27 protein-coding genes and 1 tRNA gene are annotated in these 23,618 nt (G+C 46.8%); 22 read left to right on the plus strand and 6 right to left on the minus strand.

The genetic code is table 11. The features are described 5' to 3' along the window. Positions 1–17 precede the first annotated feature (17 nt). A complete protein-coding gene (locus tag LQ777_RS09775; RefSeq protein WP_232562829.1) occupies positions 18–437 on the minus strand; it encodes a secondary thiamine-phosphate synthase enzyme YjbQ in 420 nt (139 codons plus the stop codon). 267 nt (positions 438–704) lie between these two features. Here LQ777_RS09775 and LQ777_RS09780 point away from each other — a divergent pair, with 267 nt between their 5' ends. Next, entirely contained in the window at positions 705–1,625 is a 921-nt protein-coding gene (locus LQ777_RS09780; RefSeq protein ID WP_232562331.1) for a hypothetical protein, read from the plus strand. A 100-nt stretch (positions 1,626–1,725) separates the two neighbouring features. On the opposite strand, the gene ruvC is transcribed toward LQ777_RS09780, so the two are convergent. Beyond that, positions 1,726–2,331 (minus strand): crossover junction endodeoxyribonuclease RuvC, encoded by a 606-nt coding sequence (gene ruvC, locus LQ777_RS09785; protein WP_232562332.1) that lies wholly within the window; start codon positions 2,329–2,331, stop codon positions 1,726–1,728. A 46-nt stretch (positions 2,332–2,377) separates the two neighbouring features. On the opposite strand from ruvC, the gene LQ777_RS09790 reads away from it, so the two are divergent. The 8 genes from LQ777_RS09790 (at position 2,378) to LQ777_RS09825 (ending at position 9,418) form a co-directional block, all read left to right on the plus strand. Next, entirely contained in the window at positions 2,378–3,340 is a 963-nt protein-coding gene (locus LQ777_RS09790; RefSeq protein ID WP_248478388.1) for a lysylphosphatidylglycerol synthase transmembrane domain-containing protein, read from the plus strand. Next, positions 3,337–4,458: a glycosyltransferase family 2 protein gene (locus LQ777_RS09795; protein ID WP_232562334.1), complete on the plus strand. Its 1,122-nt coding sequence runs from the start codon at positions 3,337–3,339 to the stop codon at positions 4,456–4,458. The genes LQ777_RS09790 and LQ777_RS09795 overlap by 4 nt, the downstream gene beginning before the upstream one ends. Positions 4,459–4,561: 103 nt before the next feature. Further along, on the plus strand, positions 4,562–5,209 hold the full coding sequence (locus LQ777_RS09800) for a polysaccharide deacetylase family protein (RefSeq protein ID WP_232562335.1): 648 nt from the start codon (positions 4,562–4,564) through the stop codon (positions 5,207–5,209). Next, positions 5,196–6,245 carry a glycosyltransferase family 2 protein gene (locus LQ777_RS09805; protein ID WP_232562336.1) on the plus strand — a complete coding sequence of 350 codons (1,050 nt, stop codon included), beginning with the start codon at positions 5,196–5,198 and terminating at the stop codon, positions 6,243–6,245. Before LQ777_RS09800 ends, LQ777_RS09805 begins: the two co-directional genes overlap by 14 nt. 61 nt (positions 6,246–6,306) lie before the next feature. Further along, complete coding sequence (locus tag LQ777_RS09810; protein WP_232562337.1) at positions 6,307–7,110, plus strand: TatD family hydrolase; 804 nt, start codon at positions 6,307–6,309, stop codon at positions 7,108–7,110. A 24-nt stretch (positions 7,111–7,134) separates the two neighbouring features. Continuing rightward, positions 7,135–8,220: an asparaginase gene (locus LQ777_RS09815; protein WP_232562338.1), complete on the plus strand. Its 1,086-nt coding sequence runs from the start codon at positions 7,135–7,137 to the stop codon at positions 8,218–8,220. A 71-nt stretch (positions 8,221–8,291) separates the two neighbouring features. Beyond that, positions 8,292–8,378 (plus strand) — tRNA-Ser (locus LQ777_RS09820). Between the two features lie 179 nt (positions 8,379–8,557). Further along, the gene (locus LQ777_RS09825) at positions 8,558–9,418 is read left to right on the plus strand and encodes a DNA/RNA non-specific endonuclease (protein ID WP_232562339.1); all 861 of its coding nucleotides are present in this window, start codon (positions 8,558–8,560) and stop codon (positions 9,416–9,418) included. Between the two features lie 23 nt (positions 9,419–9,441). On the opposite strand, the gene LQ777_RS09830 is transcribed toward LQ777_RS09825, so the two are convergent. Then, positions 9,442–10,821 (minus strand): M43 family zinc metalloprotease, encoded by a 1,380-nt coding sequence (locus tag LQ777_RS09830; RefSeq protein WP_232562340.1) that lies wholly within the window; start codon positions 10,819–10,821, stop codon positions 9,442–9,444. A gap of 777 nt (positions 10,822–11,598) precedes the next feature. Here LQ777_RS09830 and LQ777_RS09835 point away from each other — a divergent pair. The 3 genes from LQ777_RS09835 to LQ777_RS09845 all read left to right on the plus strand — a co-directional run bounded on the left by LQ777_RS09835 (position 11,599) and on the right by LQ777_RS09845 (position 14,771). Then, positions 11,599–12,495 carry an alpha/beta hydrolase gene (locus tag LQ777_RS09835; RefSeq protein WP_232562341.1) on the plus strand — a complete coding sequence of 299 codons (897 nt, stop codon included), beginning with the start codon at positions 11,599–11,601 and terminating at the stop codon, positions 12,493–12,495. A 99-nt stretch (positions 12,496–12,594) separates the two neighbouring features. Then, positions 12,595–13,548 carry a DUF6624 domain-containing protein gene (locus tag LQ777_RS09840; protein ID WP_232562342.1) on the plus strand — a complete coding sequence of 318 codons (954 nt, stop codon included), beginning with the start codon at positions 12,595–12,597 and terminating at the stop codon, positions 13,546–13,548. A 785-nt stretch (positions 13,549–14,333) separates the two neighbouring features. After that, positions 14,334–14,771: a hypothetical protein gene (locus LQ777_RS09845; protein ID WP_232562343.1), complete on the plus strand. Its 438-nt coding sequence runs from the start codon at positions 14,334–14,336 to the stop codon at positions 14,769–14,771. Between the two features lie 510 nt (positions 14,772–15,281). On the opposite strand, the gene LQ777_RS09850 is transcribed toward LQ777_RS09845, so the two are convergent. After that, on the minus strand, positions 15,282–15,476 hold the full coding sequence (locus LQ777_RS09850) for a hypothetical protein (protein WP_232562344.1): 195 nt from the start codon (positions 15,474–15,476) through the stop codon (positions 15,282–15,284). Between the two features lie 26 nt (positions 15,477–15,502). Continuing rightward, a complete protein-coding gene (yidD, locus tag LQ777_RS09855; RefSeq protein WP_232562345.1) occupies positions 15,503–15,859 on the minus strand; it encodes a membrane protein insertion efficiency factor YidD in 357 nt (118 codons plus the stop codon). A gap of 449 nt (positions 15,860–16,308) precedes the next feature. Here yidD and LQ777_RS09860 point away from each other — a divergent pair, with 449 nt between their 5' ends. From LQ777_RS09860 to LQ777_RS09885, 6 genes are all read left to right on the plus strand, one after another. Further along, entirely contained in the window at positions 16,309–16,854 is a 546-nt protein-coding gene (locus LQ777_RS09860; RefSeq protein WP_232562346.1) for an RNA polymerase sigma factor, read from the plus strand. Positions 16,855–16,865: 11 nt separating this feature from the next. Then, entirely contained in the window at positions 16,866–17,498 is a 633-nt protein-coding gene (locus tag LQ777_RS09865) for a hypothetical protein (protein ID WP_232562347.1), read from the plus strand. Positions 17,499–17,701: 203 nt separating this feature from the next. Continuing rightward, a complete protein-coding gene (locus LQ777_RS09870; protein ID WP_232562348.1) occupies positions 17,702–17,869 on the plus strand; it encodes a hypothetical protein in 168 nt (55 codons plus the stop codon). 73 nt (positions 17,870–17,942) lie between these two features. Next, positions 17,943–18,272, plus strand: a complete 330-nt coding sequence (locus LQ777_RS09875; protein WP_232562349.1) for a hypothetical protein — start codon at positions 17,943–17,945, stop codon at positions 18,270–18,272. A gap of 259 nt (positions 18,273–18,531) precedes the next feature. After that, the gene (locus tag LQ777_RS09880; protein ID WP_232562350.1) at positions 18,532–18,714 is read left to right on the plus strand and encodes a hypothetical protein; all 183 of its coding nucleotides are present in this window, start codon (positions 18,532–18,534) and stop codon (positions 18,712–18,714) included. Positions 18,715–18,875: 161 nt separating this feature from the next. Beyond that, the gene (locus LQ777_RS09885; RefSeq protein ID WP_232562351.1) at positions 18,876–19,874 is read left to right on the plus strand and encodes a hypothetical protein; all 999 of its coding nucleotides are present in this window, start codon (positions 18,876–18,878) and stop codon (positions 19,872–19,874) included. Positions 19,875–19,939: 65 nt separating this feature from the next. Here LQ777_RS09885 and LQ777_RS30585 read toward each other — a convergent pair whose 3' ends face one another. Then, complete coding sequence (locus tag LQ777_RS30585) at positions 19,940–21,439, minus strand: PKD domain-containing protein (protein ID WP_280059686.1); 1,500 nt, start codon at positions 21,437–21,439, stop codon at positions 19,940–19,942. Positions 21,440–21,606: 167 nt separating this feature from the next. Here LQ777_RS30585 and LQ777_RS09900 point away from each other — a divergent pair, with 167 nt between their 5' ends. The 4 genes from LQ777_RS09900 (at position 21,607) to LQ777_RS09915 (ending at position 23,552) form a co-directional block, all read left to right on the plus strand. Next, positions 21,607–21,819 (plus strand): helix-turn-helix domain-containing protein, encoded by a 213-nt coding sequence (locus LQ777_RS09900; protein ID WP_232562352.1) that lies wholly within the window; start codon positions 21,607–21,609, stop codon positions 21,817–21,819. Positions 21,820–22,027: 208 nt separating this feature from the next. Beyond that, positions 22,028–22,459: a hypothetical protein gene (locus LQ777_RS09905; RefSeq protein ID WP_232562353.1), complete on the plus strand. Its 432-nt coding sequence runs from the start codon at positions 22,028–22,030 to the stop codon at positions 22,457–22,459. A gap of 2 nt (positions 22,460–22,461) precedes the next feature. Next, positions 22,462–23,178 (plus strand): antA/AntB antirepressor family protein, encoded by a 717-nt coding sequence (locus LQ777_RS09910; RefSeq protein WP_232562354.1) that lies wholly within the window; start codon positions 22,462–22,464, stop codon positions 23,176–23,178. Then, positions 23,175–23,552, plus strand: a complete 378-nt coding sequence (locus LQ777_RS09915) for a LytTR family DNA-binding domain-containing protein (RefSeq protein WP_232562355.1) — start codon at positions 23,175–23,177, stop codon at positions 23,550–23,552. Before LQ777_RS09910 ends, LQ777_RS09915 begins: the two co-directional genes overlap by 4 nt. Positions 23,553–23,618 lie beyond the last annotated feature (66 nt).

A 23,618-nucleotide genomic window follows, 5' to 3' on the forward strand; every position in this document is an offset into this window, starting at 1 on the left:
CAATTTCGGGAAGGAGCCTACTCGCCCCAGGCTGTCAGTACAAGCGTTCGGCGGCCCCCGTTATCACGGTGTTCACCCAAATATATTCCCTGCCAGGTGCCCAGATTAAGCCGACCATTCGTAATTGGAATGGTAACGGAATGACCCAGCATAGCCGCTTTCAAATGAGCGGGCATGTCATCGGAACCTTCGTAATTATGCTGGCAATAGGGGGCGTTTTCCGGTACCGTCTTATTGAAAAATCGCTCGAAATCACCACGAACCGTTGGGTCCGCGTTCTCATTGATGGTCAGGCTGGCCGACGTGTGTTGAATAAACACCTGCAACAAACCCAACCGAATCTGTTGCATATCCGTAAACTCACGCTCAACAAGTCGGGTGATCAGGTGAAAACCGCGCGGGTAGGCGGGTAGATGAATCGTCTGCTGAAAAACCATAAGGTAAAATAAGAAGCAGTAAGCCATTTGGTATCTGATCGAAACCCGTAGGCAAGCCGGTTGTTTGCCGGGTACTTCTTCCGGATTAGCCGAAAAATAAAAAATTAGCATACAGGTATTCCTGTTTATAATTATTTTAATAAATAGTTGACAGTAAGCCGGTTCGAGGACTGGTTTATTCGGCTGTTTTCTGTTCATCACATGCGTAGGTGGTGATGATGCGTACGAATACGTAGTGCTAACTGTCCTCTTTAAACACAACCCATTATGATCACACACCGATTACTTACCTATTTTATTGGGGTTTCGATCGCGTTAGGGCTGACAACCTGCTCCGATCACCGCATTCCCGATGTTACCCCTGGTTCGGCTGCTTCCCGGCTGCGGGTCAAAACGTTAACTTTAGAGCTACCAAATAATGTGTCGAAAGTCAGTTCGTTCCGGTACGATGGTCAGGGGCGGCTCAGCTCAATTTTTACATATCAGACACCGGATAGTACCGTTTCTGAACTAGAGACCAGCCTGTATCAGTACGACGCTCAGAATCGGTTGACGCAGCTTCGGCGGCAGGCAATCCTGTATCCGAGGGGCAACCCGTTCAACCCTACGGAGCAGTACACATTCACTTACAATTCGGCGGGTCAGTTGTCGGGATTAGCGTATCTCAATGGCTTCACCCTCGGATTTACCTACAACAGCGCTAATCAACTGATCCGCAGCGGTCGGCAGTTTTCGATAAGCGGGCTGAGTATAACGGGCTCTAACTCGTTTAGCTACACGGGCAACAATTTGACGCGCCTGACGGATACCCGAACGTTGCCGCTCCGAGGGCCAAGTGGAAATACGGAATCGGTCAGTGATTACACGCATGACGACAAAGTCAATCCGTTCTATGGGTTGTACGTGATTCCGGCACCTTATCCCAGTGGGTTTGTGAACAAGGCTAACTCGCCGAACCTCGTAGCAACCTATTTCGGTGGGCTGGAAAATGTGCTGAACCTGAGCAAGAACAACGTAGTGAGGCAGGTGACAAACACCACGACCACGATTGGGTCACAGGTCTCGACGGGCACGGCCACTGTGGCGTATCAGTATGAATACAATGCCGCCAATCTGCCCTCCGTTCGCCGAATGAGTGTGGACAACGTCATGACGCAAACCTTACGCTTCGACTATGAATCGTACTAAGGGAAAGACGTAAAAAACGAATTGGCTGACTACGGTAAGCGTGGTCAGCCAATTCGTTTTTTAATGGTATAAGGGACCGAAGAAGATCGGGCTGGAGTTATTACATAACACGCCCTGAATTTTCGCTCACAAAGGCGCCCCAGGCCCCTTTTTTTGTTTTCTTGTTCGACACCGTTGGTAACGCGTTGGCGTGGAAATGGTGGCAAACGGCAATCGCCAGCGCGTCGGTTGCGTCGAAAAACTGCGGATTCAGGTTTTCGCCAAGCAGATGCCCGACCATGTGCGATACCTGATCTTTACTTGCGTTCCCGTTGCCCGTCACCGACTGTTTAATACGTCGGGGCGCGTATTCCACGATAGGAATATTGCGCGACAGGGCAGCGGCCATCACAACCCCCTGCGCCCGGCCCAGCTTCAGCATGGCCTGCACGTTTTTACCGAAGAATGGGTCTTCAATCGCCATCTCGTCGGGGTGGTACTCATCGATCAGCCGCAGAATGGTTTCGTAGAGTTTCTGGAGCTTCAGTTGGTAGGTCGTATATTTGCTCAACTGAACAACGCCATGCTCAATCATAGTCATCACGCCCGCTTTAACGGAAATGATGCCATAACCGGCGACCTGGGTGCCTGGGTCGACTCCCAGAATAATCTTTTCTGGAATACGGCTTTCCGGGGAAACGTTGGGTGATTTAGGAGTAATAATCATGAATGTAGCGTTGTGCTCTTTGCAAAGTAACGTGTTCTTATACGTTTTGTCGCTGAAACTAACTAAAAAAATCACGTTTTGGGCTAAAATCGTCGTTTTGGCCGGACTTGTCGTTTATATCGGCTACGTGTTACGGCAGCAGCAGTTCGATTGGACTGTCGTAAACCGTCAGATCCGAACCGTCGCTCACCCCGAACGATGGATGCTGGCGCTGTTGATGCTGACGCCCGTAAACTGGGGCTTTGAAGCGCTCAAATGGCAGATTCTGCTCCGTCGTGTGGAAGGCGTCAATTTCTGGCAAGCCTACAAAGGTGTGCTGGCGGGTGTGGCGCTGGGGTTTGCGTTACCCGCTCAGTTGGGCGATACCGCCGGACGGGTGCTGTCGCTGCGTACAAACCGGGCGGGAGCTGTCGGTGCCTCGCTGGTATCGGGCGGCATGCAGTTTTACGTCGCACTCGTGTTTGGAGCCGCAGCCTGGTGGCATCATCTGACCGTCGTGCCGGAACGAAACACCCTCGGCGGACAGGGGCTGCTGGCGGTCCTGGCTGGTTTGTCTGGACTCGGCGTTGTATTCGGCTTCGTGCGTCGTCCGCTCGTGCGTTGGCTGGAACGGTTTCCAAACGCGCAGCGGTATGCGTCGTACTGGGCCGTTGCGGGACAGTACGATGACCGCGAGATTGGACTAGCGCTTGTTGCGGCTGCCGTTCGTTACCTTGTTTTTTCGGCTCAGTTTTACATCGCTCTTCGCCTGCTGGGTATCACTCTGCCGGGCGCTGTCGCAGCCTCGGGCGTTGGGCTCGTTTTTCTGGCTAAAACCATGACGCCTGCCTTCAATTTGCTGAGTGATCTGGGCGTTCGGGAAGCTGCGTCGCTGTGGGTATTTGCGCCATTCGGTATTCCGGCTCCGGTGTTGCTGACGGCCACGCTGACGCTCTGGTTCGCCAATGTATTGACACCCGTACTGGTCGGTTTGATTTGGGTGTGGAAACTAAAACTAACGGCTGAATGATTCTTTTTTTGTTGGCGGTTAGCGTGATCTACTTCCTGTTTACACTCCTGCTCTGGCTAACCTGGTTGCGGATACCTGCCGTTAATCCACCGCAAAACGGGTCAGCGGGACCGCTTGTGACGGTCATTATTCCGGTCCGCAATGAAGCCGACAACATCGGGGCGCTACTGACGGATCTCGACCGACAGACGTACCGAAACTTCGAGGTGATTGTGGCCGATGATTCGTCTACCGACCAGACAGGGGCTGTCGTGCAACAACATATTCGTCAGGCGTCGTTTCCGCTGCGGTTACTGGCGTTGTCCGATGAACGAACGGCTTCGCCCAAAAAGCGCGCTATCACCCAAAGTATCGCTATTGCGCAGGGTCATCTGATTCTAACGACCGATGGCGACTGCCGCGTGGGACCGGACTGGCTATCGGCTTTTGCCACGTTTTACCAAAAAACCGGATTAAAACTGATTTCGGGGCCTGTTACCTTCACAACCAATCAATCCGTTTTTGACTCCTTACAAACGGTAGAGTTTTCCAGTCTGATCGGGTCGGGAGCCTGCACGATGGCGCTTGGCTGGCCGACCATGTGCAACGGGGCTAACCTATGCTACGAAAAAGCGGCTTTTGCCGAGGTAGGCGGGTTTGCGGGGGTCGATCAGTTGGCTTCGGGCGACGATGAGTTTCTGATGCACAAAATGGCGGTTCGTTACCCCGGCGAGGTTGGTTTTCTGAAAAGCGAAAAAGCCGTTGTCAGGACGCAGCCACACCGGTCGTGGAAAGCATTTTACAACCAGCGAAAACGCTGGGCCAGCAAATGGCGTATGTACCAGAGCTGGGCGCCAACGGTACTGGCGGTATTTATTTTCCTAAGCAACATGTCCCCGCTATTGGCCGTAGTAGGCTGGTTACTCGGATTTTTAAACGGAACGGTTACACTTTCCGTTGTCGTCTTAAAGGTTCTGCCGGAGTTTTTGTTTTTACGGCAGGTTCTTGTTTTTTTACAAAAAAAATCGTCCGTGGCCGCAATTCCATTGACGCAGTTGTTCTATCCGGTTTATGTCGTATTCTTTGGTCTGGTTGCCCAGGGAAAAGGCTATCGTTGGAAAGGGCGCGATCTTAGTTAAACAGGCTGATTGCGCATTGCTTTGGCTTGGTTACGTTGAGCGAGCTGGTAAACCATAGACCTGAGCCATAAATCTGAACCGTAAACTATAAACCGAAACAGCTTTGTCTTTCTTTCTGCATAAGTCAAATTTCCTACTCCGGACGGTTTATCCCGAATTTTGGTGGAAGATCGAGGATGCTGCCGAGCCGACAATCTACCTGACGTTCGATGACGGGCCAATTCCAGAGGTGACCGAATTCGTGCTCGAACAGCTAGATCGATATGCAGCCCAGGCGACTTTCTTTTGCATTGGTGATAACGTCAGAAAGCACCGGGATATGCTTTACAAAGTGCTGGAAGCGGGGCATATGGTTGGTAACCATACCTTCAACCACCTGAATGGCTGGAAAACGGACGATGCCGACTATCTGGAAAATATCCAAAAATGTCAGCAGGAACTAAGTATCGAAACCGCCCTGTTTCGGCCCCCTTATGGCCGGATTAAGAAGACGCAGGCGGCTGAGGTAATGGAAAATTACGCCGTAGTGATGTGGGATGTACTAACCGGCGATTTCGACCGAACTCTGCATCCGGACGTATGCTTACGTAAAACAATTCAGTACACCCAGCCTGGTTCTATTGTCGTTTTCCATGATAGCCTGAAAGCATTCCCGACCATGCGCTATGTGCTACCTCGGATGCTGGCTTATTTTGCCGAGCGAGGGTATTCATTCCGCGCCGTGCCGCAACCCGTTTATGCCGGATACTGACCGCCAGCCGAATGAGGTCAGCGCAAGCCGGTCTGGTGCTAGGGCGCTTGCTCCATCGGTCAGCATCCTGATTGCAGCCCGTAACGAAGAGTCCACCATTCTGAACTGTTTACAGGCTATAACGCAGCTTTCGTTCCCGCTTGATGCGTTGGAAGTGCTAATCGGGAACGATGGATCGACGGACCAAACGGCCTCGCTTGTAACTGCTTATATTGTTGATAAACCGCAGTATCGATTGATCGACATCACCGAAACCGTCGATGGATTGCGCGGGAAAGCGAATGTGCTGGCTCAACTGGCGCGTCGGGCTAATGGGGATTATTTTTTCTTCACGGATGCCGACACAACCGTACCGTCCGACTGGGTCCACGAACTGCTCCGACAACTGACGAACCCGGTGGGTATTGTTACGGGGGTGACCTTGCCTGAGGGGCCACGGGTCTTTCACAAACTACAGACAATAGACTGGCTGTACAATTTAACCGTAACGTACCTGCTTGGCGCGGTCGGCATTCCAATCACAGCGATGGGTAACAACATGGCTGTAAGTCGAATCGCCTATGAGGCCGTTGGCGGGTATGACGCATTGCCGTTTTCCGTGACCGAAGACTACACACTGTTCAGGGCGATTGTGCAGCAGGGGTACGATTTCCGGAATGTTCTCGACGAACGGGTTTTAGCCCGGACGAAAGCGGTCGATACGCTGTCTTCATTCCTGAACCAGCGCAAACGCTGGATGCGCGGAGCGGTTCAATTGCCGGGTTGGATCGTCACCGCGCTTTACCTTCAATACCTTGCTTTACCCTTGTTTATACTATTATTTTGGGTTGCTCCAATGGCCGCCGTTGGTCTTTACGTGGTGCGGTTGATGATACAAACGCTGGCGATCTCGGTTGGATTAAGTCGCTTGCGGCAAACCAACTTGTGGCCGTATGCGTTGCTGTTTGATGGCTACCAACTGCTTATTGGCCCGTTGTCCGTGTTGTTCTATTGGTTACCGACTCCGATCAACTGGAAGGAACGAAACTATAAATAGCTCACATACAGCATAAAAGTCAGTGGATTGCCGCTGGTAGCCATTGAATCAACGATGTAGAATGTTTATTGACACACACGCACATATTTACGACGATCAGTTTACCGACGAGCTTAATGCCATGTTGGAGCGGGCTGAATCGCAACAAATTGGCCAGATATGGATGCCGAACTGCGCCCGCGAAACCATTCCGGGTATGATGGCTTTGGCTGAGCAATACCCCGACCGCTGTTTACCAATGATGGGTCTGCATCCGGCTTATGTCAACGACACAGTTGAGGACGAGTTAGCGGCTGTTGAGGATCATCTGAATCGAAATGCGTTCATGGGCGTTGGTGAAATCGGGCTGGATTTTTACTGGGATATGACATTTGTTGAGCAGCAGTTTGTCGCTTTTGAAACGCAGCTCCGGTGGGCCGCTGAACAAAAGTTGCCGGTTTCGATGCACACTCGTTCGGGCCACGACCGAAACGCATTTAAGGAAGCCGCCGATGTGATCGAAAAGCTCGCCCTGCCCGGACTTACCGGCATTTTTCACTGTTTCGTCGGGACCCTCGACGAAGCCAGCCGAGCCATCGAAATGGGCTTTAAACTAGGAATCGGTGGCGTCAGTACCTTCAAAAACGGCGGTCTGGACAAGGTGCTGCCCCATATTAGTCTGGATGCCCTGGTGCTGGAAACTGACGCGCCTTATCTAGCGCCCGTGCCTTACCGGGGCAAGCGAAATGAACCATCGTACATTCCACTAATTGCTCAGCGCGTCGCTGACCTCAAACAGATAAGCGTGGATGATATCGCGCGCCACACAACAGCAAACGCCCTGTCTCTTCTTCCGTCATTATACGACAACCTGCTACCGGGTTGATCGCCATACTATTCTACAGCATAAATGGAGTACAAAACAGTTCACATAAATCCGGTTCGCCCAAAGCAGCCCCGTTCGTCAGTGTTGGTTATTTATACAGGGGGCACTTTTGGAATGGTTTACGATCCCAAAGCCAGCCAGCTAATTCCGTTTAACTTTGAGCAAGTACTTGAGCGAGTTCCTGAATTGAACCGGCTCGATTTCGAAATTACGATCTTAACGCTTCCCGAGATCATCGATTCATCGAACATGAAGCCCGCCGTTTGGGTAGAACTGGCGCAGTTGATCGAGCGGTATTACAACGAATACGATAGCTTTGTCATTCTGCACGGTACCGACACGATGGCCTACACGGCTTCGGCGCTGAGTTTTATGCTTACAGGCTTGACGAAGCCAGTTATTTTGACCGGGGCTCAATTACCAATCGGTGTCGCACGTACCGATGCCCGAGAGAATTTTATTACTGCACTGGAGATTGCCGCCGATGTTGATACGAGTTCGCAACAGGAGGGGCGTCCTATTGTGCCCGAAGTATGTGTCTATTTTAATTCATTTTTGTTGAGGGGAAACCGGGCCACCAAGCACGAAAGTGTTCAGTTCAATGCCTTTACGTCCGAAAATTATCCACCTCTCGCGACCGCAGGCGTTAGTATTGATTATAATCGACCTTACATCCGTCCTTATCAGGCCGATTTGTCGCTGCGCGTTCAAACAGCAATCGACTCAAACGTAACCATCCTGAAACTGTTTCCCGGAATCACTCAACCCGTCGTGGAATCGATTTTGACTATTCCGAATCTGCGTGGCGTTGTACTTGAAACGTTCGGAGCGGGTAACGCACCAACAGACAGCTGGTTTTTGAATACGCTCGAAAAAGCAATTGATAAAGGAATTGTCTTATTCAACGTATCACAATGTAACGGTGGGCGTGTGACGCAGGGACGCTACCAAACGAGTAAACGGCTGGAACAAATTGGTGTAATAAGCGGAGCAGATAGTACAACAGAGGCCGCCATCACAAAACTGATGGTTGTGTTAGGACGTGAGGCCGACCCGATTCAGGTGCGAAACCTGTTGAGTAAGTCAATAAGTGGTGAGATAAGCGAATAAACGCTATTTTTTGATAGGTGGGTATTGCGTCGAAGAAAACAATGATGCATATTTGCACTCCCAAACGAAACAGAGAGCTGCCGGAGTGGTCGAACGGGTCTGATTCGAAATCAGAAGTACTCGCAAGGGTACCGGGGGTTCGAATCCCTCGCTCTCTGCACTAAATAACATAACCAACTGATTGTTAGCTAGTTAATAAAGAGTTTAAGCGCTAGTTGCTAAATAGTTGTTAGGTACCAAGAAAGAGTCCGGCTGAGTAGTTAGTCGGACTCTTTTTGCGTGTAGTTGATTGTGCTTGCTGATCCCTGTTTTTCACGTTTACTTTTCGGTTAAGCCGATGACCTACGTAAAACAACTACTGTGTTTACTGCTGCTGACCTTTTCTTTCTACGACTGTAAGCATTCATCGGCTCCAGCTCCGCAGAACACCTCCCCCACCCGTGACGATAATATGGCGCTGGGCAATCCAGATAACGCCAAGACTGCCGAGTCTAGTCCAAACGCGTACCTGATCGCTCGGCCAATGTATAGCCTGTCCTACAATCAGTCAACAGGAATAGCTAACTGGTGTAGCTGGCACTTAAGCGCAGCCTGGAAAGGATCAGCTACGCGCTACAACGGAAACTTCATTCCCGATCAATCCTTGCCCGCTGGCTGGTACCAAGCAAAGCATGCTGATTACACCAACACAGGTTTCGACCGTGGGCACCTCTGCCCATCCGATGACCGGGATAGTACGGCCGACGAAAACCGGACTACCTTTATTCTTACCAACATTGTCCCCCAGGCACCAACTCACAACCGGCAAGCCTGGCGACTACTGGAAGAATACGCCCGTACGTTAGTTGCTCAAGGTAACGAGTTATACATCATTGCCGGTACGTCGGGTAAGGGGGGGGAAGGAGACAACGGAAAAGCAAGCAGTATCGCCGGAGGTAAGCTTAGCGTTCCGGCTGCACTCTGGAAGGTGATTGTCGTCTTACCGGTAGGTTCGGACGATGTGAACCGGATAAGTGCTCAGACGCGGGTTATTGCGGTGTGGATGCCTAACACAAACGCTGTTGGTGAACAGCCATGGGGTAATTACCGGGTGAGCGTCGATGAAGTAGAACGGCAGACGGGCTATGATTTACTGTCGAATGTGCCGGAGAGTATACAGCGGGTTATTGAGGCCAAAGTTGACGGGACTCAAATTTGAGCGATTGTTGCTCAAGACTTTCTTTATTGACTCTGACAAGGAATGATACTACCCTGCTCCAAACGAAAGGGTATAGCCCCACTTCGTTGATCACCCCGACGTGTAACAGCTTTAGGAATGTAGCTGCCTACATTTAATGTTCGTCGCATGCTCTTCACCTGATCATAAGTAAAACTATTGTGTGGTACATAATAGTCCATGACATACTGAGAAACAAAAGGAATACGATCACAGGTGTATTTAAGCCCACTAGCGTCAGGGTAAGCCTCCACATGGTAAGGTACATCCACTTCAAGCCCTGAGCGTGAACAGCCGTATTGAAACGTATGAACTAACCCCAGAAAATGCCCTAACTCATGATCCAACGAAATAAATGACCACTGGTCATAAATGTAAATAGCGGGTACATCATTGGTTGGCCAGTCTATTGTCTGGATCTGCTCACAAGTAAGGGGTGTACTGCCCGGGCTACCAGGAAAGTAGGAATAAGAATAGCCACGTCCATACCGCCGTACCCAGTCTAAACTAACGAATACGTTAATGTACTGCTGAGGACACCAGTGATGGACGATTCGGTTAACCCACGCCCGGGCCGTATCAATACTAGAGGGATTATCGACAGTCAAAATATCTAAGCCCGCAATAGTCAATGGGTGTCCATCCGGATCGGTAGTCGCTGGCACGAACTCAAGATATGCATCTGCCTGATTGGGATCCGTTGAGCGCTTGTTTTGACGAAACGTCCGGTTGACGTCGGCTAGTATACTTGTAGGGTTAATTTGGCTGGCATTAGCAGACTGAAGAATATGAATAATGACCGGTAGTCGAACTAGCGGGTAGCGGGCTGGCTTCCGAGCTGTTACAAGCAGTACGTCAGAGCGCTTTCCTAGAAAACTGGCTTGTAGCCTGTGTTCGCCCGCTTGTTGGGTTGACAAGAAGTCGTTGTTGGGATTCCGCGTTTCATTCACGGACAGACTGATGGGTGGATAGTCAATTGGGTTGAGCGAGCGGCCTTTCCCATCAACCAGTTCATAGATCAATGGCAGGCGACTAATCGAATCGGCATTGAGAGCCGGTACTGCGGTTGTGATAGAGAAGCGACTTATCAGATCGGCAACTGAGCCCACCTTTACGACTAGTTCATTGTCACTTTTCCGGTTACCTATTTGAGCTGAGAAGGTGAACTGGCCGGGTTGGCTAAAGGTATAAGTGTTGCTCGATAATGGCTGTCCGTTGACCAAGAACTGGGGAGTCACTGCCGGGCTTACAAACGAATTGTTAGCGTCAAAATAGTAAACATCCAGTGTAACCTGCTTGTGAGTAGAGTCTTCCAAGAAGACGATAGGTAGCAATGGCTTATTTTTTGCCAGCACTACTTCAATGCGTGCGACATCTGGCAGCACGTCTTTTTTATGTTGACACCCCAGAAGGCAAATCAGTAGGAGCGCTATACCTAGCAGGTGTACTCTGCGACTATTGTTTAGTAAATAAGGCATCACTCGCTATTCATTAAATAAATCTATCTCGTATTCCTTGCCTGCAACCTATGTATGTTGTGTAAGGATCAAACGAAAGCTTTATGCTGGTACGTATAAAGAGTTATTTGGGGAGCAACTATTTACTAGTGAGATGTTTGTAAAATTCATTTAAGTAGGCAGTTTTTAATTACGAATCGTGCCTATTGGGTCTTGCCTGATTCTTGTTGTCCATTCGACGTAAACCGATTTTATTAATAACAAATCCTACCCGGTACATAGCCTATACTCCAAGCTTTACTTACGCTTACCCAATTCACTCCTGATCAGTAACGGTTGAGGCCATAGCATTCATTGCTGTGGTAAGCATAAGCGCTACGACTGCCACATATAAATACTATAGTTACAGTTGGTTGATAGCTTACAAGCTATAATGTCCTTAATCGGAAAGAAATAGTCCCCAATCCGAAAGCGTAGAAAGCCGCATTAGTCAACCTTTGAGTCTGGTAACTACCATTCATGCTATGGCCAATTATAAAACCAGTATTGCTGCCGAATTTCCCTAAAATACAGACGCATCCATCTCTACGCCGCCAACCATCAGGCCTTGATAAACTAAACTGTTAAAACTTCATAAATAGCAGACGCTAATCAAAAGATAAGCCCGCATAGTCGCTTCTTGTGCTGAACATCGCTCATTCGCTCATGAAGAAAATGTACCGACTACTCCTTCTTGTTTTCATCAGTTTAGCCGTTCCTGGCCGTGCTCAAGTCACTAAGAAGCAGATTGTCACTGGCTTTGTCGATAGCCTCTATTCCCAGACCCTGAAGGAGAGTCGACATATCTGGGTTCATCTGCCTGACACTAGAAATGACCCGACCAACGAAAAAAAGAAGTATCCCGTTCTCTACGCCTTTGACGGGGGCTATCTGTTCAATTCACTAGTGGGCATGACCGAACTCTTGAGCGGCAGTTCCTTATGCCCGGATATGATTATAATCGGCATCATTCAGACAGATCGTGGACGGGAATTGACACCGACTCATGTCGCCAATATGGCCCCTTTTGATGTATCAGACACCACTTTCGCCAAAACCTCAGGGGGAGGAGAAGCTTTCACCGCTTTTCTGGAAAAGGAGCTGATTCCTTACGTGGAGTCTACCTACCCGGCAACCTCAGATCGCACCCTTGTCGGCCACTCGACCGGTGGGCTGATGGTCATCAACACCCTCCTGAAGCATCCTGGCTTGTTTAAGCAGTATGTAGCCATCGATCCTGCTATGTGGTGGGATCATCAACGCCTGCTGCTGGAGTCAAAAGCAATTCTGTCTCGTCGCTTATTAAGCGGTAAAACGCTTTACCTCTCCCTGTCTAATACACTCCCTAGGGGCATGAGCCTAACCGCAGCGCAAAAAGATACATCGATAAAAACGCTACACTTTCGGTCTGCTCTACAATTGTGCCGGCTTATTAAAAAACATACGCGAAAGGGCTTTGCTTTTCGCTGGAAATACTACCCGAACGATAACCACGGCTCAGTAGCCTTAATTACGTCTTATGATGCGATACGGTTCTTTTCTGAATCCAATACACGTCAATAAAGGCACCTAGTTAAAACGAAAACACTTGGTTATTTTTTCAACTAAATTATACATTCACTACGCCAGAATTTATCCATGACCATCAAACGACAGGAAAAAATGAGACTACATCTTTACGCAACAATTATTGGGCTGGGCCTTTGTTTTGGTCAGCCATCCTGGGCGCAGACGCTTTATGCCATACAAGACACCGCCTACATTGGTGCGGTAGAAAGGGCACTGGCTTATTTGCAGAAAGGACAATGTGAGCCCTGTCTAACTACCTATCAGAAAGCGTTCACTATCGCTCAGAAAAGCGCTTTAAGTACAATGCGGGCAGCTCTGTGCGCTTTTCAATGCAAGCAATATGACTTGGCCAAGTCCTATATTCAACGGGCCACTGATATTGATTACGCAATAGCCGAAGAGACTTGGTACGATCAGCAGACTGCGCCCGAATTTGATCTAGTACGATCCTCGGGCATGAAAGAACTAGCGGAAGAGGTGTTCATCAAAAAGGATGCTCAACTAGGTCTGAATCAAGCCCTGAAACAACAGTTAATTACTATCTACACCACCGACCAGCGACCCCGATCGCGCGTTGATTCTCTTATCCGCAGCTATGGCATGAACTCGCCCCAGATGCAACAGCTATGGCAGCAGATCCATCAAGTTGATTCGACAAATCTGGCAAGGATTGAGCAAATTATTAACCAGTACGGTTACCCTGGCAAGCGTTTAGTCGGTTCTAAACAAGGCAATACCGCCTGGTTAGTTATTCAACACTCTCCCTTGTCGGTTCAGGAAAAGTACTTTCCCTTGATGCAGCAAGCTGCCAAAGAAGGCGAAATGCAAAAATCAAACCTAGCCTTGTTAACGGACCGAATTCGGTTGGCCAAAGGGCAGCAACAGCTTTATGGTACTCAGGTCATTGGGGATAGTACCGGCAAGAAGTCGTTCGGTCCAATAGAAGACGAAGCAAATGTCAACAAACGGCGAGCTGAAGTGGGCTTAGGTCCAATAGAAGAATATGCTAAGCAGTTTGGTTTAGACTATAAACCAGTTAATCACTAGAGCACTGGCTACTACTACTTCAGGCTGCTAACTAGCAGGAGTATGGGCAAGATAAAAACAGATAGCCGGTGCCCCAGGTTCTCGCAATCAAGAAAGACGAATTCTACCAGACAAGCTATTTAACGTCTATACGTGGTTGGCAGGGTACGCCAGCTTGCTTTGGTCTGTATTAATCAGGAATGGCCTACTTGTAGCTGATAGTAGCCAACAGTTTTACGTTTTAGTGTATGCCCGTAAGTACCGTGAGAGTAATCCTATTGACTGCTCTATTTGCCTTAGCACAAGCTAAAGTTGTGGCTCAGAGCGCGTCGGTCAGCACATATTCGTACCTGGATACGCTTCGCGCTGTCGAGCACTTATTTGCTGCCAAGCGAACAGGCGGTAAAATTTATCTAGGTGTTGGCCTGCCTGTAACGCTGGTTGGGGCAAGCAGTGCTTTTCTAATTACCACTTTAGTTACAACGATCAAATTAGGAAAAGGGAAGGAGAATCTAGGGCCTATCATCATCGCAAGTAGTGGAGTGGGCCTACTACCGACGGGCATTGGATTCGTCCGACGCATTCGTTTCAGTCGACGTAACGAGCAGGCTATCCTACGGTTTTATCGAGAGAGCAAGTTGTTACCTAGGCGGGTTAAGCGCCAATTAAGGCCTAAATACTTTTGGTAAGCAGCAAACAAAGCAATTCATTCGGTTAATAGGAAATCAAGTATATTCCGGTAAGAAGATCCAACCTTTTCAGCTTGTTCGGGGTCCTTGTCCAGGTACAAACTGATCTGCTGAACTATGAAAAACATTGTTTTAAGCTTCCTGCTACTATTAGTCTTGGGCATTACAAGTTGTCATAAAACAGATCAGGTGAATCCTACGGGTGATCCCTTGAAAGAGCATACCCAAGATATGGGACAAGCCAAGCTATGGTTACCAGGAAAGTGGAAGTTGACTAAGGTATGGGCTATGATTCCAAACCCGTCTGTACCAAACGTAGTACTGGAAGTCGATCAGAATCAGATTAAGCTAATACAGAATGGTAACCAAACCGATCAGGTTACCTATGAGGTGATCAAGCTAAATGGTGGACTGCAAATTAAGACTGATGCTCAGCCTAGAGAAGACAATTGGTATATACGCAACCCCAGCTTGTACATTAATAGGGGCCGTATGTTTTTCGACTTGGGTGTTGCTACGGATGGGCCAGGCTATGAATTCAGCAGATTGAATTAGTTCAGGTCAAGTCCGACAAAAAACCAGTTCTCGGCTTTACTTACATACTATATACATATTGTAGCAGTGAAGTTATTAATAATTGCTTAGTAAAATTTGATTGCTTTTGTTGTTGGCCGTTTCTCTAATAGCAAATATTTCACGGCACCTAACCCATGCTTCGTACTTCACTTACACTAGACCGGCTTACTCCTGATCAGTAACTGGTGAGGCCATGACATTCATATCTGTGGTAGGAATAAGCCCTACGACTGCCACAAATTAAAACTGTAGCTACGGTTGACTGCTCACTGACATGCTCGCGATGAGTAGTTCGGGGGTTAGGTGCTTGCCTACTCAGACCTGTTACTGTTAAAAGCCAGATAGAACTTATTAGGTACAGGTGTTTCATGGCCGACACTGACAACGCCACTCGAATCAGAAAGCTATTACAATAGAACAAGTATAACCAAGCCTACTGACAAAGGGCATAGTCTTGCCAGTAGGCCGCTGATTATAGGCTCTCACCAATTAATCAGGCTTTTCGTAGATAGCTAGATAAGTAATAACCGGTCGCCCAAGGCTTAAACAACCGCCTGGTTGAGTTACCTGGAATACCGAATGGAGTCGATAGCCATCAGCAGACCGGCTATTAAAACGATTTTCTAGCGTAGTGAGGTCTTTGGAGGCAAAGTGCGCACCAATGGGTTCAACGATATAGGTCATAAAGAGAAGTTATTTGGTAAGGATTGCTAAGGGAGGTCTACTCCTCCACAGCCTGGTTTACAACGGTGCAACCGTTTCGCGGAAAGTATCACCCCTTTAAGTAGACCGTGTTTTCGAAGGGCAAGCTCAGCATACCGGGAACAACTAGGTTCATATACGCAGCGCTGTCCAAGGATAGGCGAAATAGTAGCTCTATACCAACGAAGTAGTCGAATGCAGCTAGAAAGCCACAGCGGTTTGGTGGGTAATGAAAGAAGGTCAACTTCTTGGTCTGTTGGAGTTGTTCCTGTTAGGGCACGTAAAACACTGGTATGGAGAGAAGGATCAATGCGTAATTCCGTTTTTATACCATTAATATCGACTGAACGTAGTTCTTCCTTCATAAGATGGTGATCAGGATAGACTTTGCCAGGGTAAGAAATACCTGGTTTGAATCTGCAATCAAGCCTTTATCCATTGTGAAGCCTACGGGTAAACTACTGGAAACTGCCGGGTAAATACCCGTTTTTATGGTGTACTGAAGCACTTGACTATACTGTATAGTTACATTGTCCAAGCTCCTGTGAGTGATTTACAAAAGAGCAGCAATCAGACAACTTGATTATTGAGCGTGGCTTCACCATATTCAAAAAAAAGCTAAGTATTTAATAAAAAGCCATATGTCTCATCGGGGGCATTTTGAGTAATGATCATTCTAATGCACATAGAAAGCCCCCCGGCTCAGATTTTATATCAGTGCGGGATTGACATATACTTCAAAAAAATATAATTAATACTTACTTTCACTCACAAATTGTCACACCCACTATTAACATGAATGACGGCGCATTACATGACCGATAAACTAGCACTTGAGGCTATTCGAAAAGGAGAAAGGGAAGGATTAGACTTCGTATACCGTCAATGTCGTAATTATTGTTTAAGATTCTTGAATGGGCTGGGGGCTTCTGATGATGTTGCTTCGGATATTTATCAGGATGCAGTAATTAAGTTTAGGGAGAATTTACTAAAGGGTAATTTCAACGAAACTTCTAGTGTCCAGACTTACCTCAACTCGATCTGCAAAAACATGTGGCATGCCCATCGCAGGCAACAGGAGCGACTTGGACATGATCCTGATACGCTAAACAAACTCAGTACTGATCAGCAAGATGCCGAAGATGATAAGCAGGTGCGACTAGACAAACTGGATCGAGCACTTGATGAGATTGGCAAGAAAGGATCGTGCCAAGAGTTATTAAAAATGGTCTTTTATAGAGGGTTGAAGCCTGAAGCTATTGCGGTTCACTTTGGTTATACTGACGCCCAGAACGCGAGCAACCAGATTTATAAATGTAAAGAAAGATTAAGGACTATCTTTCTAGGATTAAAACCATAATACGAACAGTTATGGATGAATTTGAGAAAGACATACATGATGCTTTTCAAATGAGAGAAGACAAAGAGATTAAGACTTACCTTCAAGAACTTGAAGAGCAAATTCGAGCCGAGGAAGCAACTACCTCACAGCAAAGTACAAAACCTGCTGAAACTAAAGTATGGGCATATAAAGCGTCTTATTGGTGGTACGCTACGGCTGCTATCTTACTTTTAACAATAGGGTTGGGTGTTTACTATTTTGCTTTTAATGCTTCCAATAAACCAGCAGGAACGACTATATCCTCAAAGCCGAACCAAGCTGATTCTGAAGAAGAACCTAAATTGACCGGTCCTCAAGCTAAGCTAATAGAGCAGCGGTTTACTATACAAGAAGATAGACAAAGAGCCCCTGTCATACAGAATGTCAGTCAGTATATTACGGATTCTGCTACTGAACCGACTTATGAGTTGAATAGCAAACAACTGTCTATACTAACAAACAGACAGCTTATCATCAAGTCTGTAATCCGTTATGATAACAAGCTTTATTTAAACTCAGCAGGTCAGTTTTACCTGGTTGCTGAGACAGACGGCTTTCAACCGTTAGTTGTTGTAACGGATGCGGAGACTCAGCGGAACTTGGCTAATTTCACGAATAAATAATAGTTAAAATACTTCTATTAAGGCGGCTCCTTTTACGAGGTAGCCGTTTTTTTTGTGCCTAAAAAACAATACACTATTAAGTTTTACTTCTGATTATCAATGAATTATTACAGGCTATAAAAAACATTCAAAAATTCTCAAAAAAAATGGGTGATAAAAGTAAGCTTCTGACACTAATGGCTGAAACTTAAAAAATCATAACAATGAGAAAGCCCATTGGCACAAAAGCACGGACAGGAGAATCCTGCCCAGAAAGCGGAGTCTGGAAAGCACTTAGCACCCCTTCTACAACGGCCCCAATCGCAAAGGATAACCGAATGCCACCCTACGATGGAAAGGCGGTAACCTGGGAGTTAATTCGTTACGCTTAATCAATCAGCACAGCACATAGAAACTCTTCTGTGTGCTGTGTCATCAAATTTTCACTTTATAAGACTCAAAATTATGGCAAAAACCAATGTTCTAGTTACGTACGATGTTTCGAGCAAGCAGCCGGCAGTTAAAAAAGAAATGAAAGATTTAGGGTATGAGGACAGTTGGGTAGCTAACGGTCCTCAACCTTCTAAAGGCACTTACTACTTGCCAAATACAACTCTTTGGAAGCAAGCTGAAGGGTTAACAGCTACTCAAGCGAAGCAAGATTTTATTAAAGCTGTTGAGAAGATCAATGCAACATTGCTTCAAAATCAGAAAGTTAAGATTGAGCGACTTATTACTGTTCAATTTTCAATCTGGGATGGCATACCAGGCGAAGTTCACCAAAAAAACGTATAACTATGCTGGTTTGGCTTGCGACTGCGCTATTTTAGATAAATGAGAAACAACAATTTGAAGCCCGACCAGTTGTGACTGGTCGGGCTTTGTTATTCCTTCAATTCTCATTAATGGCTACCAGTTGGCTTAATTGCGAACGAGTACATCATTCTGGCAGTAGGGATAGGGAGCATAAGTGTAGACTTCAACCGTTACCTCAAGCAAAAAGTCGTTGATTGAGGTTTATTTTATCTTTGGCGGCTTGCTTACCAGCTAATATATGATAGATCCAATATTGCTGCTTTCTTCTAGGGCAGTTGAGATGGGTAACAAAGAAGATCCGCAGTCATTATTTGATTTTATGATCAGTTCATGTCCCCGTATTCATTTAGCGTTTGATGGGTTGTTGCCCAAAACTCAAACAGTAACTATTTCGCTGGTTAAGATTGATAAAGATTTTTAAAAAGATGGTAGCGTGAAGACCAGCCTTGATGTTCACCGGATAGGACAGTGGTCAGTTGGTGAGTTTGCCAACTTTATCCAACAAAACGGCCTTTTTCTAGCAAAGCTATTATCACTGGTTGCCCCTTTTCAGTTCATGATTAATAATAGACTCAATTGATAGTGAAAAATCATCCTGTTTACTTTCGATATACTAATAGTTATCTGATTCCAAATAGCGTAGCAGAAGTCAAGTTTTCAATTTCCGAGGATGAGCCAATTCCGCTAAACAATAACGAATGGGTTCGCTTCTGGGTAAGTCAAGCTAATTTCTGGGGTAATCAAAGAGGTTATCTATGTATCTCAATTGAGTTTGCCGACTTTTCGTCGCTTACAGGTTCGCTATTTAATGCCGAAATACCCTTAGATAAAGGGAGCCAAAAATCGCTGGATGAAGTAGTGTTAGCACAAAGAAAGCTACTCACAACAAGACCTGACGATCTACTTCGTCTATTTCGGTGGCTTACCGGATTGCCTTTTGAGTTAAAAAACAAAAGACAATTAATTCCATTTCAATGGTCGATTGATCAAATCAACTGGGTTGATGTTCCTTTTGACAACCAAGCCCAAGGTGTTCTGTTTGATATTGTCGGAGGACATCCTACTGAGACTGTAAACAGAGATTTAATTGAGAGTCTTATAGTGCCTAATCTACACCTGGCCGAACCCCTAGGACATGATTTACTCATAGAAGCTTACCGGCTCCGTGAGAGCAATGACTTGCGAGGAGCGTTTACAATAGGTTATTCTGCACTAGAAGTGGGTGTTAAAGAATACGTTCAAAAAAGAATACCAGAGACCAAATGGTTGATGGAAAAGTCGCCTTCTCCTGATATGCTGAAAATGTGTAGCCAATATCTACCATCGCTTGATAGGCGACTAGATATCAAGGATACACTTGAAAAGCGGCTGATTAGGAAATATATGGAAAGTCGTAACACGTTAGTGCATGAAGGTAAATTTGAAGAAAGTGACCAGACAGTCATTAAGAAGCTGTGTATGGTTGAATATATGCTTCACCGATTTGATTATTGCTTAGGATTGGATCGAGCGTTGCTATACGTTGAAAAGGCAAAATATAGAATGGATCATTTAGGGATTGAAGATTTACCGAAAGAGTAGGCTACTTATTGTAGCTCTTACCTGACTGATATACACTTGCAGGTAAATTTCCGGGCGCTGTGTGCTTATCGCTTATTCATAGTATAAGTTGGCGTTTTGCTGACTACTCCGGCGCTACTTATTGAGTATAGATTAATCTGTGATGGGGAAACGACTTCTATTTTATACTTCTCCCATTCAGGTCGAAAATCGCTGTTCCATTCCCTACAACTAAACATATTGTCCGAGTCAATCCTAAACTCGCGCTTCTGAATAGATTTAGCCTCGTTGTAGGTAGTGCTATATCTATAATGGTTTTTGCCCGATGAAAAATCAAACGAAACATCGGAGTAGATCGAGTAATTGCCCTGATCCCATATACCATTCAAAATAGAAAGCACTGACGAGGAAGCTATCACGCTGCTTGCTGACATTTCGACATCATTAGTTTTGGTGAGCGTTATTGGAAACAGTTCACTGTAAGACGACGCAGATTCAAAGATTTGGAAAAGCTTCATCTGGTCTTCGGACACAATCTGAATCCGAGCGTATTTTTGCTTTTTGCCGCTATAGTCGTCGGTATAAATTATGTTATTAGCGATGGAAAACTTGTAAGCGAGGTTAGTCGTCTTTGAATCGATCAGTGTCTCGTAGGTATTTGTTACGCTTTTGTATTGCATGGCATTTGACGACAATGCGAACGTATAGACGTAATTGTAATACTTATAGCCTTTGCCAGCCACATAGCTTGCCCAGGTTCCCGGTAAGTAGCTAACTAGCTTTGGATCATCTACTGCACCAGCGAGCACCGAATTGGTAAACGAAATATTTATAAAGCTCTGCTTGACCGATTCTCCGCCTTTTCCTTTCGCCGTTAGCTTTATTGTGTAGTCACCAGCTTTAGAATACTGAGTCGTCGGATTGGGTTCTATTGAGGTTTTACCATTCCCAAAGTCCCAACTATAGGAGTCGGCGTTTTTGGTTCTGTTGATGAAGCTTACCTGTCCGTTCGACTCATTCCAGCTAAAATCAGCAACCGGCTTAGCGTTGACAACCTCAATTTCTTTGCTGGACTTAGTCTGTCCGCCTTTACCCGTAGCGGTTAAGGTAATAGTATACTTCTTGTTTTCCGGGTATTTGAAGGATAGTGAGGCTAAGTCGCTGGTCGTGCCGTTGCCTAGATCCCAACGGAAAGCTGTAGCGTTTGACGAGGTGTTGGTAAAGCTGACTAAACCCTCCTCGCCGTACGACACAGAGAAACTAGCAACGGGTGATGTGTAGGACGAGAGCTGTATTTCCTGGGTTATCTGGTCGGTACCTGTTGGATTCTTGACCATTAGCGCAACCTTGTACATCCCGTTAGTCGCATACGAATGTTTGGGGCTGCTGGTTGTTGCTGTGGCTCCGTCCCCAAAGCTCCATTCGTAATTGTCGGCTTCGGTTGACTGACTGGTAAACTGAACCACACCTTCGCCTGCGTTTGTCCAGGTAAAGGATGCTTTTGGCATTGGTCGAGGTTCTTCTTTGGGTGAGCAGCTATTGAGTAAAAGGGCAAAGGCAATGAGCAAGGTAAACAGGTGCTTCATAAAATAGGCTTTGGTGCGAATAAACTAGCGGGCAGGCGAAAAGTAAAACAGAGTATAGTAAGCGGTACCGCTAATATGAAATAATGACCGATGAGTAAGGGTTTTTTGACTCACTATCTATTATTCGAAAGCTTTGAATCGGATATTTACACCCTCGAATCGTAGTCATGTCAATTACACCAGAAGAAATAGGGCAACTAATTAAGAAACTTCGTAAGGAGCGTAATCTTACTCAAACCGAGTTAGGCGAAAGAATGGGAGTTAAAAAATCAGCTATTGCTTTATACGAAAAAGGACGAGACAATATTTCATTGACAACTTTGAAGCGAATAGCAGACGCTCTAGATGCTGATTTGTCAATAAATATAAGGCTAAAATAGCTTAAAAAATTTGCCCTATAAGTTTGCTTATATGTAAACTTATAGCTAATATTGTACTATCAATGAGGCACGAAAAGAGTGGCATAGTACCGAGGAGGTTGCCCCACTTAACGGTAGACTTACTCATTTGACAACAAAAGTGCCCCAATGCTTCTATTCTTGGCGGAGCAGAGCAAAGGGGCGATGTCAATCTAACCAATGAAATCAGATGACGGAACAAAGCTATGCATCCGGTGGGGAAACTACAACCTCCGCCGAAGGAACACCTGTATCTCCACAGGTCAATCCCAAAATCAGTTATTCGTTAGTGCTTCCCCTGGTTGTGGGTCACGGCAACCAGGAAGCGGGAGCCATGCTGGTCTACAGAGCCATCAGTCAATACCGACAAAACATCCTGCGTAATCTACTACAGAGTCACGGCGCTGAGGATCATTCATCGGCGGTTGAGGATCTACGGGATTTAGAATTGCTGGAAGACTACAGCTTAGAGCTAGTAGGAGCCCTGCAAACAGCAGCTCGTGTCAACTATCAGGCTTACCAGCAGGCAGCAAACCCCGACGAATACGAACAGTCCCGCAAGGAGTGGGAAGCGCGCGACGAAGTACGTTATAACGAGTATTTCAAAGCGTATAGCCGGTAGTCATGAAGGAGCTTATTGCGATTACGACCGGTGGGCAAGGCTCGCCTGTAGTGTCAGCCCGTGAACTACACGAGTTCTTAGGGGTAAAGTCGCGCTTTGCGGATTGGATCAAGGTTCGCGTCGTCAAGTACAAATTTCTGGAAGGTACCGACTACGAGATACTAAATGAGGGAAAAGGGACTTTTTCTAAAATTTCAGAAAAACTCGGCAGGCCAGAACTCGACTACGCTCTGACCCTTGACACGGCTAAGCAACTAGCGATGGTCGAGCGAACCGAAAAGGGTAGACAAGCGAGGTTGTATTTCATCGATTGCGAGAAGCGGTTAAACAAACTAGCGCCCGCGCTGCCCAACCAACTCCTCGTCGATCATGCCCAACGCATCGCTGATTTAGAACAGCAGCTTAAGCAAATGATCGATTCCCAGCAACAGGCCGCTCGTTCCTTGCTGGACATACCCCGCAGCAGTGAGACTTTACCCGAAGAAACGACCCGCATCAAAGTACAGCGGTTAGTCAACGCCTACTGTCGGGCGAAAAGCGTGGGTCAACAGGAAGTATGGCGTAAGGTGTATGACCGGCTTTACTACCTCTATAAGATCAACATCCGCGCTCACAAACGCTCCGAGCGGGAAAGCTGGTTAGATGTAGTCGATAGAAAAGGCTACATGGATAAGGTGTACGCTATTGCCAGCGCGGAGCTTACCTACGAAGAGGAATGAGCGCGCTTGCGTATAGTGGTGGGGTTAGTCGAGGTACTGACCCCGCAGCAACTGTAGCCCTACAGTATGACTCATCGGCTATAGACTCTCGCCTGATCGTACGCATCGAAGGGCGCGGTAATTACGCCATCGTTTATACCAAAGACGATAAACCACACTTGTTCGCTAAGAGTCTGTGCGTACTGGCCAAGCAGCTGCCAACGTTTTGGCGGGTGCACAAGTCGCACCTGATCAACCCGTACTACGTAGCCGGTTCAGTTAGCTCAGTTCGCGCTAAAGCCCTACTTCGACTAACCACGGGCTATAGTGTACCCGTATCCCGTAGGCAACGAGCCGCTATCTGCGCTAAGCTCAACCCGCTTAGCTTCCTGTAAGAAAAGCCTCTACCCCAAATTTCTTCCGCTGACCAATCCGGCTCAGCTTCACTATCTAATCTATGA

This window comes from Spirosoma oryzicola, assembly GCF_021233055.1.
GTDB lineage: Bacteria > Bacteroidota > Bacteroidia > Cytophagales > Spirosomataceae > Spirosoma > Spirosoma oryzicola.